This window comes from Flavonifractor sp. An100, from assembly GCF_002161175.1.
In the GTDB taxonomy this organism is placed as follows: Bacteria; Bacillota; Clostridia; order Oscillospirales; family Oscillospiraceae; genus Lawsonibacter.
The window spans coordinates 16,330-31,873 of sequence record NZ_NFMA01000024.1 but is presented as its reverse complement, the minus strand read 5'-3'; the positions used below and the strand labels follow the sequence as shown (position 1 = coordinate 31,873).

Annotated in this window: 18 protein-coding genes; 11 read left to right on the top strand and 7 right to left on the bottom strand. The window is 58.0% G+C overall.

What is annotated here, in order from left to right:
• Positions 1-196: 196 nt before the first annotated feature.
• From B5E43_RS12215 to B5E43_RS14945, 4 genes are all read left to right on the top strand, one after another.
• Positions 197-1,615: a DUF4147 domain-containing protein gene (locus B5E43_RS12215; RefSeq protein ID WP_087397111.1), complete on the top strand. Its 1,419-nt coding sequence runs from the start codon at positions 197-199 to the stop codon at positions 1,613-1,615.
• The gene (locus tag B5E43_RS12210) at positions 1,612-2,913 is read left to right on the top strand and encodes an enolase C-terminal domain-like protein (RefSeq protein WP_242964822.1); all 1,302 of its coding nucleotides are present in this window, start codon (positions 1,612-1,614) and stop codon (positions 2,911-2,913) included. Before B5E43_RS12215 ends, B5E43_RS12210 begins: the two co-directional genes overlap by 4 nt.
• A gap of 151 nt (positions 2,914-3,064) precedes the next feature.
• Positions 3,065-3,913, top strand: a complete 849-nt coding sequence (locus B5E43_RS12205; RefSeq protein ID WP_087397107.1) for a MurR/RpiR family transcriptional regulator — start codon at positions 3,065-3,067, stop codon at positions 3,911-3,913.
• A 119-nt stretch (positions 3,914-4,032) separates the two neighbouring features.
• Positions 4,033-4,275 carry a hypothetical protein gene (locus tag B5E43_RS14945; RefSeq protein ID WP_143383008.1) on the top strand — a complete coding sequence of 81 codons (243 nt, stop codon included), beginning with the start codon at positions 4,033-4,035 and terminating at the stop codon, positions 4,273-4,275.
• A 120-nt stretch (positions 4,276-4,395) separates the two neighbouring features.
• Here the strand turns inward: B5E43_RS14945 and B5E43_RS12200 are convergent, their stop codons facing one another.
• From B5E43_RS12200 to B5E43_RS12175, 6 genes are all read right to left on the bottom strand, one after another.
• Positions 4,396-4,830, bottom strand: a complete 435-nt coding sequence (locus B5E43_RS12200) for a hypothetical protein (RefSeq protein ID WP_206406999.1) — start codon at positions 4,828-4,830, stop codon at positions 4,396-4,398.
• Positions 4,803-5,438 carry a MobP3 family relaxase gene (mobP3, locus tag B5E43_RS12195; protein ID WP_242964821.1) on the bottom strand — a complete coding sequence of 212 codons (636 nt, stop codon included), beginning with the start codon at positions 5,436-5,438 and terminating at the stop codon, positions 4,803-4,805. The genes B5E43_RS12200 and mobP3 overlap by 28 nt, the downstream gene beginning before the upstream one ends.
• Positions 5,426-5,845, bottom strand: a complete 420-nt coding sequence (locus B5E43_RS12190; RefSeq protein WP_087397105.1) for a hypothetical protein — start codon at positions 5,843-5,845, stop codon at positions 5,426-5,428. Before B5E43_RS12190 ends, mobP3 begins: the two co-directional genes overlap by 13 nt.
• A gap of 349 nt (positions 5,846-6,194) precedes the next feature.
• Complete coding sequence (locus tag B5E43_RS12185; RefSeq protein WP_087397103.1) at positions 6,195-6,602, bottom strand: helix-turn-helix domain-containing protein; 408 nt, start codon at positions 6,600-6,602, stop codon at positions 6,195-6,197.
• Positions 6,599-6,808, bottom strand: coding sequence for a helix-turn-helix domain-containing protein (locus tag B5E43_RS12180; RefSeq protein ID WP_087397101.1), 210 nt, complete (start codon positions 6,806-6,808; stop codon positions 6,599-6,601). The genes B5E43_RS12185 and B5E43_RS12180 overlap by 4 nt, the downstream gene beginning before the upstream one ends.
• A 239-nt stretch (positions 6,809-7,047) precedes the next feature.
• Positions 7,048-7,698, bottom strand: a complete 651-nt coding sequence (locus B5E43_RS12175) for a hypothetical protein (protein ID WP_242964820.1) — start codon at positions 7,696-7,698, stop codon at positions 7,048-7,050.
• A gap of 214 nt (positions 7,699-7,912) precedes the next feature.
• Between B5E43_RS12175 and B5E43_RS12170 the strand changes: the two genes are divergently transcribed.
• The 7 genes from B5E43_RS12170 to B5E43_RS12140 all read left to right on the top strand — a co-directional run bounded on the left by B5E43_RS12170 (position 7,913) and on the right by B5E43_RS12140 (position 14,897).
• Complete coding sequence (locus B5E43_RS12170) at positions 7,913-8,890, top strand: substrate-binding domain-containing protein (protein ID WP_087397099.1); 978 nt, start codon at positions 7,913-7,915, stop codon at positions 8,888-8,890.
• Between the two features lie 95 nt (positions 8,891-8,985).
• The gene (locus B5E43_RS12165; protein WP_087397097.1) at positions 8,986-10,071 is read left to right on the top strand and encodes a PhnD/SsuA/transferrin family substrate-binding protein; all 1,086 of its coding nucleotides are present in this window, start codon (positions 8,986-8,988) and stop codon (positions 10,069-10,071) included.
• A 75-nt stretch (positions 10,072-10,146) separates the two neighbouring features.
• Positions 10,147-10,899, top strand: coding sequence for a phosphonate ABC transporter ATP-binding protein (gene phnC / locus B5E43_RS12160; RefSeq protein ID WP_087397095.1), 753 nt, complete (start codon positions 10,147-10,149; stop codon positions 10,897-10,899).
• Positions 10,896-11,717 carry a phosphonate ABC transporter, permease protein PhnE gene (gene phnE / locus B5E43_RS12155; protein ID WP_087397093.1) on the top strand — a complete coding sequence of 274 codons (822 nt, stop codon included), beginning with the start codon at positions 10,896-10,898 and terminating at the stop codon, positions 11,715-11,717. Before phnC ends, phnE (B5E43_RS12155) begins: the two co-directional genes overlap by 4 nt.
• Before the next feature lie 12 nt (positions 11,718-11,729).
• Complete coding sequence (gene phnE / locus B5E43_RS12150; protein WP_087397091.1) at positions 11,730-12,539, top strand: phosphonate ABC transporter, permease protein PhnE; 810 nt, start codon at positions 11,730-11,732, stop codon at positions 12,537-12,539.
• Positions 12,540-12,541: 2 nt separating this feature from the next.
• Positions 12,542-14,062, top strand: coding sequence for a bifunctional UDP-sugar hydrolase/5'-nucleotidase (locus B5E43_RS12145; protein ID WP_087397089.1), 1,521 nt, complete (start codon positions 12,542-12,544; stop codon positions 14,060-14,062).
• Between the two features lie 85 nt (positions 14,063-14,147).
• Complete coding sequence (locus B5E43_RS12140; RefSeq protein WP_242964819.1) at positions 14,148-14,897, top strand: inositol monophosphatase family protein; 750 nt, start codon at positions 14,148-14,150, stop codon at positions 14,895-14,897.
• A gap of 225 nt (positions 14,898-15,122) precedes the next feature.
• Here B5E43_RS12140 and B5E43_RS12135 read toward each other — a convergent pair whose 3' ends face one another.
• Positions 15,123-15,530 carry a hypothetical protein gene (locus B5E43_RS12135; RefSeq protein WP_087397085.1) on the bottom strand — a complete coding sequence of 136 codons (408 nt, stop codon included), beginning with the start codon at positions 15,528-15,530 and terminating at the stop codon, positions 15,123-15,125.
• Positions 15,531-15,544: the final 14 nt, after the last annotated feature.

The following is a 15,544-nucleotide window of genomic DNA, read 5'->3' as shown; positions in this document are numbered from 1 at the left end:
AAACTGGCTATATTGCCGTATTGAATGCGAAAATGTACTATGATATACTTTTTTTGCCGAGCAAATATCCTATAACGCAGAACCTCTTAAAGGAAAAAATAGGGGGGAATACGCTGCGCCAGGGTGCCTGATCTACAAAATGTATGAGAAGAAACATTTTTTGACCTAGCGAATACTGCTGTATGGGGGTTTCTTTATGGGCGAAAAAATAAAAAATCGCAGCGAGCTTCTTTCGCACGGACACCGGCGTTCCCGGCAGACAGTTCTTGATATTACTGACGCCGCGCTGGAAGAACTGGATGCCTACGGGCGGATTCGCTCCATTTTAAAATGTGAGGGAAATCTGCTGAGGATTGGAGATCGCTGTTGGGATCTGGACCGCAAGCGAAACGTCTACCTCATCGGTGCGGGAAAGGCGTGCAACGCCATGGCTATGGCGGTGGAGGATGCGCTGGGCGAGCGCCTGACCGACGGGATCGCGGTGGTCAAAATTCTGGAGCCTGGGGACCGGTTTGTGCGTACCAGGGTTCGGATTGGCGGACATCCGATTCCCAACCAGGCCGGCTACGAGGCCTGCCTGGAGATTTTGGACCTCATTGACCGGGCCGGGCCGGAGGATCTATTCCTGTGTGTGATGAGCGGAGGCTCGTCGGCACTGATGAGCTGTCCGATGGACGGAATTTCCCTAGAGGATGAGCAAAAGACCACGGATATTCTGCTGAAATCCGGCGCCGGAATCCTGGAGATCAATGCGGTGCGCCGCCACATCTCCCGCATGAACGGAGGCAGGATGGCCCAGCGGATTGCGGACCGGGGGGCGGAACTCATCGGCTTCAACATCAGCGATTCCGTGTCCAATCCGCCCACCAGGGACATTTCCGTGCCTTGGGAGCACTACTGCGGCACGCCCATGGGCCCGGACCAGACCACCCTTCAGGACGCTCTGGCCTGCATCGAAAAGTACGATCTCCACAGCCGCCTGCCAGCGTCCGTGATCCGGTATCTCGCCTCCTGCGGCCCTGCCGGCGAGACGCCCAAAGCCTTTCCCCAAAATACATACTATCAAATCAACACCTTGCCGGACAGCGCTGCGGCCGCACAGCGCGCGGCGGAACAGCTGGGCCTGCGCACGGTGGTGCTCTCTACCTTCATCGAGGGAGAGGCCAGGGATATGGGGACGCTGATGGCCGCCATCGCCAGAGAAATACAGGCCTATCACCGCCCGGTGCCGCCCCCCTGCGCCCTCATATCCGTAGGGGAGTCGGTCACCACCATTCCGGAGGACTGTGTTATTACCGGGCATGGCGGACCGTCCCAGGAGATGGCACTCAGCTTTGCGGTGTCCGCCGCAAAAACCAGGGGTGCCTGTCTGCTCTCCATTGATACCGAGGGGACGGACGGCACCACCGTATGCGCGGGCGGCATCACCGATTCCGACAGCCTAGCGGATATGGAGAGAGCCGGCGTGGACATCTACGGTGCTTTGCGGGGGCATGCCAGCTTTGAGGCGCTCTCCGCTGCGGGCTGCGTAGTCATGACCGGCAATACCGGCACCAACCTGTGTGATCTGAATATTATGTATGTACCCGTTCCAGAGAAGGAAGAGGAGAAATGATGATGAATACCGTAATTCAGAAAATTTCCGCCCGTCAGGTATTGGACTGCAAAGCGCGACCCATGCTGGAGGTAGACGTGTTTACGCAGGACGGCAGCATGGGCCGGGGCGCCGCGCCCACCGGAACCTCGGTAGGAGCCCATGAGGCATTTGTCCTCCGGGACTATGATGTAAACGAGTTTAACGGCTTGAGTGTCCACAAGGCCGTAAATACAGTGGAAACGGTCATTGCTCCGGCACTGCTTGGAATGGATGCAGCCGATCAGCGGGCAATTGACCAGCGTATGCTGGAGCTGGACGGAACGGAGAACAAGGAGCGACTGGGCGGCAACTCCATTTACAGCGTCTCCATCGCCTGCCTGCGCGCTGCGGCTGCTGCCCACAAGATGCCGGTGTACCGCTATCTTCGGGGAGGAGCGCTGACCAACATCCCTCTGCCTACCTTCAATGTGATTAACGGCGGACGCTATCCCCAGCTGACTCAGGCCTTTAACGAATTCATGCTGGCCCCCTGGAAGGCCGACTCGGTGGAGGAGGCCGTGGAACTGGCGGTGAAGGTCTATCAACGCCTGGAACAGGTGATCAGCCGGTATTTGGGAGGCAAAAAGCCCTTCCTGGGCGGGTCCTACGGCTGGGCGGCTCCCAGCGATGACCCCGATGTTGTCCTGCAGCTGATGGCTCAGGCGGTGGAGGAGTGCGGCTGCGCGGATAAAATGGCCTACTGCTTGGATTGCGCCTCCAGCGAAATGTACGACAGACACACGGATACCTATCTCTACGGCTCCCGCCGGGTCTCTCGAGAGGAGCTGATCGACCACGCCGCCGAGCTGATTCGGAAGTATCCCATCTTGTTCATTGAGGATCTGCTGGCGGAGGACGATTGGGATGGATTTGTTCAGGCCCATCAGAAGCTGAAGGGGGTCAAGCTGATCGGCGACGATTTCATTGTGACCAACCGCCGGCGGCTCCAGAAGGCCTATGAGTGCCATGCGCTGGACGGATTCATCCTAAAACCCAACCAGGTGGGCACCATCACTGAGGCCCTGGATACCCACGCCTACGCCCAGAGCAGCGGTCTGCTTACCATCCCCTCCGGCCGTTCCGGCGGGGCTGTGGGCGATATTGTGGCCGACTTGGCGCTGGCCCTGGAGGCACCCATTTCCAAAAACGGGGCACCCAAGTCCGGAGAGCGGCTGGACAAAATCAACTCCCTGCTCCGCGCCAGCAGCGACAACCCCGCCAGCCATCTGTGGAATCTGACGGAGATATTCCGTCCGCTCTGCCTCCAACACGCTTAAAAACGCACAGAACCGTTAAAAAATTTGCCGCAACCTCGGACTCTCTTGTCAAAAACGATAAAATACGCTATAATTAAGCTATCATTTCTAGCAGAGACGGTGTTTGCGGCTGATCGGGAAAGTGACGCTGCATCAGGAAGGATAGGGTTCTATGACAGATTTCCAACAGCAGATCCGAAATGCGTATGAGCATTTGACCAACATCCAGCGGACCATCGCAGATTACTTTCTGGAACATCTGGATACGATTCCGTTTAAAAGGCTGGAGGAGTTGGCAGATCTGATTGGCGTCAGCACCACCTCCGTGATTCGATTTACCCGCAGCATCGGCTATCAGGGTTACGGCGATATGCAACAGGAACTGCAGCAAAGTATTTTGGGAAAAGCCAGCTTACCGGAACGGCTCAAAAGCTCCATACAGGCAGAAGGGGATAACCACCTGCTCCTGCGTACATTTCAGACGGATGTCGATAATATTCAAGAGACCTTGTCTGTCTTATCTGAAACGGTTTTGTCAGAAGCGGTGTCCTCTATTGTTCAGGCAAGAAATGTCTATATCATTGGAATTCGCGGCAACTTTTCTGTGGCTCACTATTTGGGGTACCGCTTGGGACAGATTAAGCCCGGAGTACACTTGGTGGACGGGATTTCCATGGCCTATCCCGAGCAGGTCATAGGAATCCAGCCTGAGGATATCTGCATTGCATTTTTGACTCCCCGCTATTCAAAAATGACGGCCAATTTGGTTTCGTGGATCAAACGAAAAGGAATTAAAGTCATTTTGTTTACCAAAGCGGGAAACAAGGAGATTCACCCGTACGGAGATATCATTTTACCTTGTCAGACAACAGGTGTATCGTATAAGAGCTCATTGACGGCCTTGTTTTGTGTCTGCAATTATCTTTTAGCGGCAGTTGCACTGCAGGATCACGATCATGCAATGGATACTTTGGCGAATACAGAGGAATTACTGGGTCAAGGATTTTTCTTGGGTATTTAAAATGAAAGGGAAATAGCCTCGGAAAACTTTGTATGGACTGGTTTTCCTATAACCGGGAACGGGCACAGGAGGAGCAATAAAAATATCTGGAGCTCTCCAGAAACAGAGGCTCCCTATGTTTGACCCACACGCTGACCCACACGGGGAAAGGACTGTACGGAATCAACGGAGTAAAGAGTACGACCGACCTCATCTTTTTGGAGCAAAAATGGTCGGAAAGTGTTGAAAATCAAGGGCCGGAAGGCTCCCAACCAGTTGGTAAGGATGAGGTCTCCGGTTCAAATCTGGGTAGCAGCTCCACAAAACACCCGCTTTCCAGGCGAAAAGCGGGTGTTTTCTTTGCTTTTTGCAACTATTTTTGATGGTTCGAATTTCGGCTTTTGCCTTTGACCACATAACCAGCCACAGACAGGAAAAAGACGGGCCTCCGAGGGCATTTTGCCTTCGGAGGCCCGTTTGTGCAATACGTCAGTATCGCTTGGTCAACCTGCTATATTTTCCGGTTTCATACGGTTTTTTCCAGCGACGATCTCTGCCTTCATTTCCCGGATCAGTTCTGCCAGCTTTTTCTCACACTCGGCTTCCGTTTTCGCGTAGACGTTCCGGGCCATGCGCTGGCCGTTGACGATGGGGGAGTAGCGGCCCTCCCACAGGTGGTCATTAATTTGGCTAACGCATCCGGTGCCTGGTTTGCGCCGCTGTCCCTTGTGGGCTTGGAAGGTACTGGGGACGGGTTTCTGGGGCACGGGCTCTTGTCTGGGTTTCGGTTCGGCTCTCTCGATCCCCCGGTCGATTTTGTCCGCCGCGTTCTGCCGCATGGCGTCGGTGACATGGGTGTAGGTGTTTAGAGTGGTGGCGCTGGACACATGGCCGATGATGGTGGACAGCGTTAGGCTTCCCCCGGCACCGTTGACCACGCCATCATGTGGACATGGGGGTGCTTCCCCTCATCGTGGAAGGCAGCATACCAGCGGAAGTGATTCGGCGGGATGTTCATAGCAGCGGCGATGTCATTGCGGTTGGCCCGGAGCAGATTCATCCATGCCTTGGCATTATCGTATCCCAGCCGGGCGGCATCTTCCCGTTTCAGGGAGAGGATGTGCGTCCAAACATTCCCGGTGTATTGATCCAATTCCTCCATTGCTTTGGTTAAGTCCACGCCATCCTCGTCCCCAAAGAGTCCGTGGTCACCCAGCCGCTCCGCCCGTGGACGGGTGGCGATGTACTTCATGTAGCCCTCTGACTGCTGCACCGCCGGCCAGTTTTCCTCCAGCACCCTGGTAATGAAGGCGGAGGCGTTGGCTTTGGTGGGCTTCTCCGCGTAGTCCAAATACTCGTCCAGTTCTTTGCTATTAGGAAAATCCTTCACCAGTTTTGTGATGAGCTGCTCCTGCTTTCTCGTTGGCGGACGGTCATCCGGGAGCAGTTCCACCCGCTCTCTGGTCCCGATGTAGCGCAGATAGCCGCTGACAGAATTTCCTCCGTCACACTTCAGGTAGGGGCTTTTCAGGATCAGTCTTGCCACTCATCGCCCTCCTCCCAAGCCCCACGTACCCGCTGCTCCAGCGAGACACGGCCGTTGGTCTTTTTCACATTTTGCACGCTCTCCGATCTCCGGCGGCGGAGATCCTCGTCGCTGAATTGATAGGCGTCGGCGAGGATGCCGGCCACCATGTCCTGCTCCACTGCCTGCCGGAAGGCGATAGCGGACAGCCGTTCCTCCAGTTGTCCCAGCCGCCCATCCAGGTAAGACTTGATGGAGGTGGGGAGGAACAGACCGGCGTCGTTGGCGCTGAGGTAATCCAGGTAAAAGTCCACCGCCCGCTCGATGAAGGCGGTCATGCTTCGGCTCCCGTCCTCCCGGTACCTCCGCTCCAGAATGGCTTTCTTTTCCGGGGTGAGATAGAAGGCGAATCTCTCTTTTTTGCCCATAAACTGCTCCTTTCCGGGGCATGACCCCTGTTTTTTCGTTATGGCAGTAGGAGTTCGGGGATTGTGACCACAAACGTGATCCCCGCCGCCTGTTTTTGACCCCACTTTTGATACACCCAAAACTCCCGTAACTGCCCGCACTGCGGGCAGTTGTGACCGGCCGGAGGCGCCACCGGCGATCCCGGCGTTTATCCTGCTTTCCCTTTCGTCCTTCGGTTCCGCTCCAAAAGGGCCGGAAGCCTTGTACCGCAACGCCTCCCACAACCGGCCCACACTGGCCTGAAACCCGCCGAGAGGGGCAGGGACTCTGCCCCTCCCGCAATCGGGGCACACAGTGGCCCACAGGCGGTCACGTTGGGCTTTCCCGCGCCCGCAGGAGTTTCGCCACTCGCTGGCGTTCTGTGGCTAACTCCAATTCCGCCAGTTGGCGGTCGTAGTGCTGGTCAATCACCTCTCCGATAGGCCGGCGAGTAAACAGCAGATTTCCGTTGCGCCTGCCGCTGGACTTGGTAATGACCTCGGTGGGTTCGGTGGTGATGAGACCACGCTCCTCCAGTTGACGGATGTACTTGCGGACAGTATTTTCACTCATGCCCACTGCTTCGCCGATGGTTTTGATGCTGGGCCAGCACTGATGCGTCTTTCGATTTTTGCACCGTTTCAGGAAACTGTACACCGCCAGCTCGCCATAGTCCAGTCCCAGCTGGAACAACTCGTTGGGCAGGAAGAAACCGTCCCGATAATTTCCGTACTTCATGTGCCGCCTCCTGTGTGTTCCTTCACCCACTGGATGAACTGCTCCTTGGGTACCACCATCCTGTTGCCGATGCGCAGTACCGGGAAGCCCGGCTCGTGCATCAGTTCATATCCGCTGGACGGTGAGACGCCCAATACCTTCGCCACTGTTTTTGAGTTGAGAAACAGCGGCAGCTCCTCATAATTTTTGTAGGCAGACTCTTTCATTTTGATTACCCCCTCTACTACTTTACCCGAGGACATTTCTGAAGTGACATAGAATTGACACACCTGTGCTTCTTTTAACCCCCTCATTATGTATTGGGGAAATAATATCCTTTTGACATATTTCTGATAGAAAAGCGGAGCGCCTGCTTGGTCAGCAGACGCTCCGCTCAGTGTTGGGTCGATTCAGTTTTGCGCCGGTTTCCGCAGACGGCATTTTCCATCTGCTTCGTCCCGCTCCTTCAGCAGACGAGCCAGGCAGAGAAAAACTTCTTTTGCAGATAGTCCACGCTGCCCCGGTTGAGCTGATGGGCCTCTGCGTACTTGCGGATGGACAGGCCGTCTACAAACCGCTCCCGGAAATAGTCCCGGTATTCTGACAGGATGGTTTTCAGAGCGTTGTCCAGAAACTGCAGATCCTCTTTCAGCTTGGCGAAATCACTTCGTGTGATGGCCGCATATCTTTTTTCTTTCACGCAAAGGTGGTATTTGTTCCAGTCGAAGGTGTAGTTCTCGCAGAGTTCCTTGGCGTAAGCGTAGTAGGTGAGAGACTGCTGATACTCTCGGGAGTCGTATTCTTCATCCAACTGCCGCCGATGCCGTTTGCGCACCGGCCCCCGGAAGCCCTCATCTTCCAGTCTTTCGATGGCAGCCGCTGAGATCTTCATGTTTATCTGCCGCTTGTACTTGGCCTTCCGCTCTCCATCCACTTTTACGAAGGTGCAGAAGGATTTTTTGCTGGAGGTGCAGTACCTGGGGACATCCGCGAAAGGATAGGAAGTCCAGATGACGGTCTCCTCTCCGGTGTCGGCATCGGTGGCCGTGGAAATCACATAGACCACCTTGCCATCGTACCGCCGGTAGTACCCAGCACAGATCCGCCTGCCCGCCATTGCCGTACCTCCATTCTTTTTCTGCCTTCAGTATAGCGAAGCGCGGGCTTTCTGTAAATGGTGGAGGTTTTTCTTTGTTTTATTCCCCAGCAGGATTTGAGGGCGCTTGTCTGTTATAGGCGATTTATTATTTAGTAAAATTTTAGTAAAATCTATTGACTTCGACAGCATCAGAAATATAATGGGTTTAGAACGACATAAAAGGGGGAACTTCATGGCAACCATTAAAGATGTAGCCCAGGCCGCCCAGGTCTCGGCTGCCGCGGTTTCCCGAGTTCTAAATAAGGATGACAATATCTCTGTCACGCCGGAGGTGCGGGCCCGGATTTTTCAGGCGGCTCACGCCCTGGGCTATGTGTCCCCACGGCAGCGGAAGGCGGCGGAGCACAAGACTCATCTGGTCATCGGGGTGGCGGACTGGCGAATCATACGCCCGGATCGGCCCAATGTGCGGCTGTCCTCTCTGTCCTGCCTGGTGCAGATGATGACGGACCAGTATGAGGTCTCCTTTGTGCGGCTGACCTTTGGGGAGCCCCAGAAAGTGGACGGCATCATTGCCCTGGGTGTGTTCAGCGAGAAAGAGATCGACTTTCTCCGCTCTCTGTCCTTTGCTATCGTTTTCGTGAACTCCAATCAGCACAACTATGAGTTCGACCAAGTGCAGGTGGACTTTGACCGGGGCCAGGAGCAGATGGTGTCCTATCTGCTGGATCAGAAGCGGTACACCGGCCTGGGGTATATCGGCGGCATCTACGACGGGCCCAATGGCCGCATCGGTGCCCACCGCCTGGCAGCCATCCAGCGTATCCTGGAGGAGCGCGGCCAGTACGATCCCCGCACCTTCCATGTGGGGGAGATCAGCCGGGAGAGCGGCTATGCACTGGCCAAGAAGGCCGTGGAGGAACATGCTCTGGCTGAGGCCATACTGCTGGGCAGCGACGAGGTGGCTGAGGGCGCTCTGGAGGCTTTCCGGGAGCTGGGCATCCGTGTGCCGAAAGATGTGGCGGTCATTATTTATCAGGATATTCAGACTTTGGAGAGCAAGTGGCCCACCGGCACCTGTCTGGAGATGTTCCCGGACTATGTGTGGGAGAACGCCCTGGAGCTGCTCTTTGGCCGGATCAGCCAGCGCCGCTCCCAGGCGGTGACCGTCACAGTGCCCACCCACCTGAAGATCGGCGATACCGCCTGACTTCCCGAAACGGTTATCAGAGGGTTTCCCCTCTGTAACAGATAAGTCCAAAATCAACCCCAAAACATAAACGAAACATCGAGGAGGATCACAGTATGAAAAAAGCACTTTCTCTCCTGCTGGCCGGCGTGATGTGCATTGGCCTGTTGGCCGGCTGCGGCGGTCAGAACACGGAGGACACCCAGGGCTCCGGCAGCACGCCGGACACCAGCAGCACCCAGGAGAGCGGGAACAAGACCATCGATACCCTGCGCATCGCCTTTGTCCCCTCTCGGGAGCCGGAGGAGATCATCACCGCCACCGAACCCCTGAAGCAGATGCTCACCGATGAGCTGGCTAAGCTGGGCTACGACGTGGGCGAGGTGGACATCACCGTGGGTACCAGCTACGAGGCGGTTGGCGAGGCCCTGGCCGCCGGCACTGCCGATGTGGGCCTGATCCCCGGCGGCACCTATGTGCTCTATGACGACGGCTGCGACGTGCTGCTGACCGCCACCCGGGACGGTCTGTCCATCGATTCCGATAACGCCAAGGACTGGAACGACAACGCCCCCACTGAGCCCACCACCGAGCAGGTCACCAGCTACCGCGCTCTGATGATCGCCGGTCCCTCTGAGAAGGGCCAGGAGCTGGCCGCCCAGGTCAACGCCGGTGAGGCCCTCACCTGGGAGGACGTGAGCAGCGCCAACTGGAGCGTGGCCAACTCCTCCTCTCCCGCCGGTTACATCTATCCCTCCCTGTGGCTGCAGGAGAACTTCGAGAAGAACATCACTGACCTGCCCCACGCGGTGCAGTCCGACTCCTACGGCAGCGCCTTCGCCCGTCTGGCCTCCGGTCAGGTGGACATCGTCTGCACCTATGCCGATGCCCGCCGGGACTATGAGGACGAGTGGACCGGCGAGTACGGCATGACCAACAGCATCTGGGACGACACCGCCGTGGTGGGCGTCACTCCCGCCATCTACAACGATACCATCAGCGTCAGCAAGACCTCTCCCATCATGGACGACGACTTCAAGGCCGCCCTGTCCGAGGCTTTCATCAATATCGGCAACACTGAAGAGGGCAAAGAGGTCATCGCTATCTACAGCCACAACGGCTATCTGCCCGCCCAGTCCTCCGACTACGACTCCGAGCGGGCCGCCCAGGAGATGATCCAGTCTCTGAACAGCGCGGGCTAAAACAATCCAGCAAGGACCAAAAACGAGGGAGGGAGGCCGCGGCTTTCCTCCCTCGTTTGGAATGGAGATCATACAATGATAGAATTCAAAGAGGTAGAAAAACGCTATCCCAATGGATATGAGGCTCTGCGGCATATCAACCTGACCATTGACCAGGGGGAGTTCGTGGCCATCATCGGCCTGTCCGGCGCAGGCAAGTCCACTCTGATCCGCACCATCAACCGGATGCACGACATCACCCAGGGGGAACTGACGGTAGACGGCACCGACGTGATGACCCTCCACGGGAAGAGCCTGCGGAAGTTCCGGCGGAAGATCGGCATGATCTTCCAGTCCTTTAATCTCATCACCCGAACCACTGTCATCAAGAACGTGCTCACCGCCTTCGTCCCCGACCTACCCTGGTGGCGGGCTACCTTCGGCATCTTCACGAAAGAGGAGAAGATGAAGGCCCTGGAGGCGCTGGACCAGATGGGGATTCTGGACAAGGCCTTTGTCCGGGCTGATCAGCTCTCCGGCGGGCAGCAACAGCGGGTGGCCCTGGCCCGCACCCTGGCCCAGAACCCCCAGATCATCCTGGCGGACGAGCCGGTGGCCTCCTTGGACCCGGTGACCGCCAAGCAGGTGATGGATGACTTCCAGCGCATCAACCGGGACATGCACATCACGGTACTCATCAACATCCACCATGTGGAGTTGGCCCTCCAGTACGCCACCCGGGTGGTTGGTATCCGGGCCGGCGAGATCGTCTACGACGGTCCGGCTGACCAGGTAGATCAGGGGGTGCTGGACGCCATCTACCAGGGGAAGCAGGAGGAGCCGGCATGAGCGTATACGACAAGATCTTCCCGCCCAAACTGCTCACGCTCCCCAACGGGAAACAGGTATCCAAGCCCCGCTCCCGGGCGCCCCTGGCGGCAGTCATTCTGGTGGCCATGACGGCCCTCTCGGTAGAGGTCACTGGTTTTGACATGGGCGTTCTCGTCAGCCGGATCCGGGAGTTCTTTGTAATCCTGGGGGAGATGATCCCGCCGGAGTGGGACTATATGTCCCAGATCTGGCAGCCCCTGTTTGACACCATCAAGATGTCCCTGCTGGGCTCCTTCATCGGCTCGATTTTGGTGGTGCCCTTTGCCATGCTGGCCTCCACCAACATCATCCACAGCCGGGTGGTGGTGGCCGCCATGCGGCTGCTGCTGAGCATTATCCGGACCCTGCCCACCCTGGTCTCCGCCCTGATCGCCACCTACATCTTTGGCCTGGGCACCCTGGCGGGCACCACGGCCATCGCCATTTTCACCTTTGCCTACATCGGAAAGATCCTCTACGAGGAGATCGAGACCGTGGACATGGGCCCCTTCGAGGCCATGGAGGCCATGGGGGCCACCAAGGTGCGGGCGTTCATCAGCGCCATCGTGCCCCAGGTGCTGCCCTCCTATCTCTCCAACTGCCTGTTCTGCTTCGAGGGCAATGTGCGTTACGCCTCCATCCTGGGCTATGTGGGCGCCGGCGGACTGGGCCTGATCCTCAACGAGAAGATCGGCTGGCGGGAGTACGCCAGCGTGGGCATGATCCTGCTGGCCCTGTTCGTCACCGTGTTCATCATCGAGACCATCAGCCGCGCCGCCCGGAAGCGGCTGGTATAAGGAGGGGACGCCATGAACAACCGAATCGAAGCGGCCTATGCGCAGCGGCCCCGCCGCTGGGTGTTTGAGCTGGCTGTGGCACTGGTCGTGGTGGTCCTGCTGGTCTGGAGCGGCTCCGCCGTGGAGACGGCGGGCACCACCCAAAACGGCGCGGTGATCGCCTGGAACATCCTGGCGGGCATCTTCCACCCGGACACGGACCTGCTGTTCAACTTCACCACCCAGGGCGTACCCTACCTGTTGCTGGAGACCATCTGTATCGCGTTCCTGGGTACCATCGTGGGCGCGATTATCTCCATTCCCCTGGCGTTTCTCTCAGCCTCCAATCTGACGCCCAAGCCCGTGGCCTTTGTGGGGCGCATCATCATTATGGCCATCCGCACCGTGCCCGCCTTTGTCTACGGGCTCATGTTCATCCGGGTCACCGGCCCCGGCGCCTTCGCGGGACTTCTGACCATGTCCCTGTGTTCTGTTGGCATGGTGAGCAAAATGTATATCGAGGCCATCGAGGACCTGGATGTGCGGGTGCTGGAGTCCCTGGACGCGGCGGGCTGCACCACCTGGCAGAAGATCCGCTACGGCATCCTGCCCCAGCTGATGCCCAACTTCGCCTCCACCGCCATTTACCGCTTTGACATCAACCTGCGGGATGCCACCGTGCTGGGACTGGTGGGAGCCGGCGGCATCGGCGCGCCGCTGATCTTCGCCATGAACTCCTACCGCTGGGAGGAGGCCGGCGCCATCCTGGCGGGTCTCATTGTGCTGGTGCTGATTGTAGAATGGATCTCCACCAAGATCCGGGTCAAGCTGGCCAGGGGGTAAGCATGGAGAAGACGTTTCAAATCTACTATACCTCAGATACCCATGGCCATGTATTCCCGGTGACCTATGCCTCCAACAGCCCGGAAAACGCCGGTTTGCTGAATCTGGCCGCTCAGGTTGAAAAGGATGGGAACACCCTGGTGCTGGACGGCGGCGACGCCCTCCAGGGGACGCCGTTGACCCAGTACTACCTGGAGCACCGGGAGGAGTGGCCCATCCACCCGGTGGCCGCCGCATTCAACGCCCTGGGGCTGGACTACTTCACCCTGGGCAACCACGACTTCAACTTCGGCTACGAGGCACTCCGGGATTATCTGCAGGCGATGGACGGAGTTTGCCTGTGCACGAATGTAGAGGACTTGGGGGGAGAGCTGCGCATCCGTCCCTGGGCGGTGCACACCCTGGCCAACGGCCTGCGGGTAGGGATCACCGGCGTGGTCACCGACTTCGTAAACGTGTGGGAGCAGCCACAGAACTTGGAGCGGATTCGGGTTACCGACGCCTTTCAGGCCGCACGAGCGACTTGCGCCGCCCTCCGGGAACAGTGTGATGTCTGTGTGTGCATCTACCACGGCGGCTTTGAGGAGGAGCTGGAGACAGGGCGGGTGCTCTCGGACAGCGGTGAGAATCTGGCCTGTAAAATTGCCCGGGAGCTGGACTTCGACCTGCTCCTCACCGGCCACCAGCACATGGCGGTGGAGGGAGTGAATCTGTCCGGCACCTACGCCGTTCAGCCCCCCGCCAATGCGGGGCAGTTTCTCCATATTTCCGGTAAGTGGGAGGGAACACGCAGTTCCTTCCGATCCAGATTGACAGCGGTGGGCGCAATCCACCCAGCAGAGCCTTATCAGAGTCTGCTTCCACTGGAGAATGCCGTACAGGACTGGCTGGACCAGCCCATCGGGGAGTTGGCCCCCCCCATTCCACCGGAGGGGAAGCTGGACGCCGCCCTCCACGGAAGCCGGGTGGCCGCCCTGTTCAACCAGGTGCAGCTGGCGGAGACCGGGGGGGATTTCTCCTGTACCAGCTTGGGCAACGACCCGGTGGGGCTGGCCTCTCCCGTGACCATGCGGGGGGTGACGGCGGCCTATCTCTTTGCCAACACCCTGGTGGTGCTGGAGGTAACGGAGGAGGTGTTGCGGCAGACACTGGAGCGGTGCGCCTCCTACTTCACCCTGGTTGATGGCCAGCCCCAGATTTCGGAGGAGTTCCTGCTCCCTAAGGTGGAGCACTACAACTACGACTTCTACGCCGGCCTGGCCTATACCTTCGACCTGCGCCGCCCCGTGGGTAGCCGGGTGGTCCGGCTGGCGAAGTTGGACGGCTCGCCCCTGGGGGGTGGAACCTTCCGCCTGTGCACCAGCAACTACCGGGCCACGGGCACAGGTGGATATGAGATCCTGCGGGAGTGCCCTGTCCTCTGGCGGGGTGGCGTGGAGATGCCGGATCTCACCGTCCGCTACATCCAGACCCACAGCCCGGTGCCTCAGTTGCATAACGCGGAGATGCGGGTGATCTGGTGAAGCCTTCTTGACAAGCCATAAGGAATGTGGTTTTATAAATCAAACAGAGGAAAGAAGGTGGAGGATGGACAGATTCAATGTCGCTGTGGAAGTTGTTCAAAACGCCGGAGATCTTCTGCGGCGGTGCCACCTGGAAGAGGCAGAGATCTGCCAAAAGACAGGGCACCAAGACCTGGTCACTCATTGGGATCGGAAAATCGAGCAGTTATTACGAAATGAAATACTGACAGCCTTCCCCCGGGACTCCATCGTGGGGGAGGAGTATCCGCCGAAGGCGCATCGCACCGGGGCGGTGACTTGGTATATCGACCCTATCGACGGGACCACGAATTTTATCAATCAGCACCAAAACTACGCCATCTCCGTGGGGTGCTGGGAGGGACGCTTGCCGCTGTTCGGCCTGGTGCTGGATGTGGAGCGGGAAACGCTGTACTGGGGAAAGCACGGCGGCGGTGCGTGGCAGGATCAGACACCGATCCACACCTCCGGCCGGCGGGAGCTTTCGGAACTGCTGCTGACAACGCCGGGCCTGCAATATACCTTTCTGGAGCCTCATCCGTACCAAGAGCGGATGATTCGGCTCTCCCGGAAGGTTCGGGGTGTCCGCTGTCTGGGTTCCGTGGCCTTGGAATTGTGTGAAGTGGCCGCAGGCCGGGCAGATCTGTTTGTAACCATGCGATCCTCTCCATGGGATCACAACGCTGCGCGGATCATCCTGGAGGAGGCCGGCGGGGCGGTCTTCACAGTGGATGGGGATGAACTGCCCCTGGATCAGAAAAGCACGGTGCTTGCTTTCAATGCCATGGAACTGAAAGATTGCATCCTCTGTGTATGAGAACAGCCCGTTGTAAGAGATTTGAGGGACACTTTTGGAACATAGCGATAGGTAGGCACTCTCATTGTTTACAGCCCCGCAAATCTTGAGGTATACCCATCAGCACACTCGCACGATGGACAGATCAATAACAGCAAAACCCCATTCCGTACAGCTCAGATATCTTCTGAGTGGACAGGATGGGGTTTTTATTCGCCATGGCTGGGAGCGCTATGCAGGCCGCCTCTACGACAGAGCGGCAATGATCTTCTCCATGGCGGCGTAGCTGGGCATGGCGGCCACCTGGGTGATCTCCGCGGCCAGGTGGGGGACGCCGAAGTGGTCTTCGTCGGCGCCCGTCCCGGATACCTCGGTACGGAAACCGTGGTTTTCCCAGGCCAGGCGCTGGATCCCCTCGTCCAGCAGGGCATCAATACCCGCCTCCCCCGCTTCGTCCAAGGCAATGTAGATGTGGGAGGACCAGACGGTGGGAGTGGGGTAAATCAGCACGATGTCATCCTTCAGCTGCTCCCAGTCCTCCGGATTCTCCACGGCGAACTCCAGCAGCTGATTTTCATAGCCGGCGATCATGGGCTTGGCCCCCATGCCGGTCTTGAGAAACTGGTCGAAGAGGTCGGAGGAGGACGCCTCCATATAGCCAAGTTTCT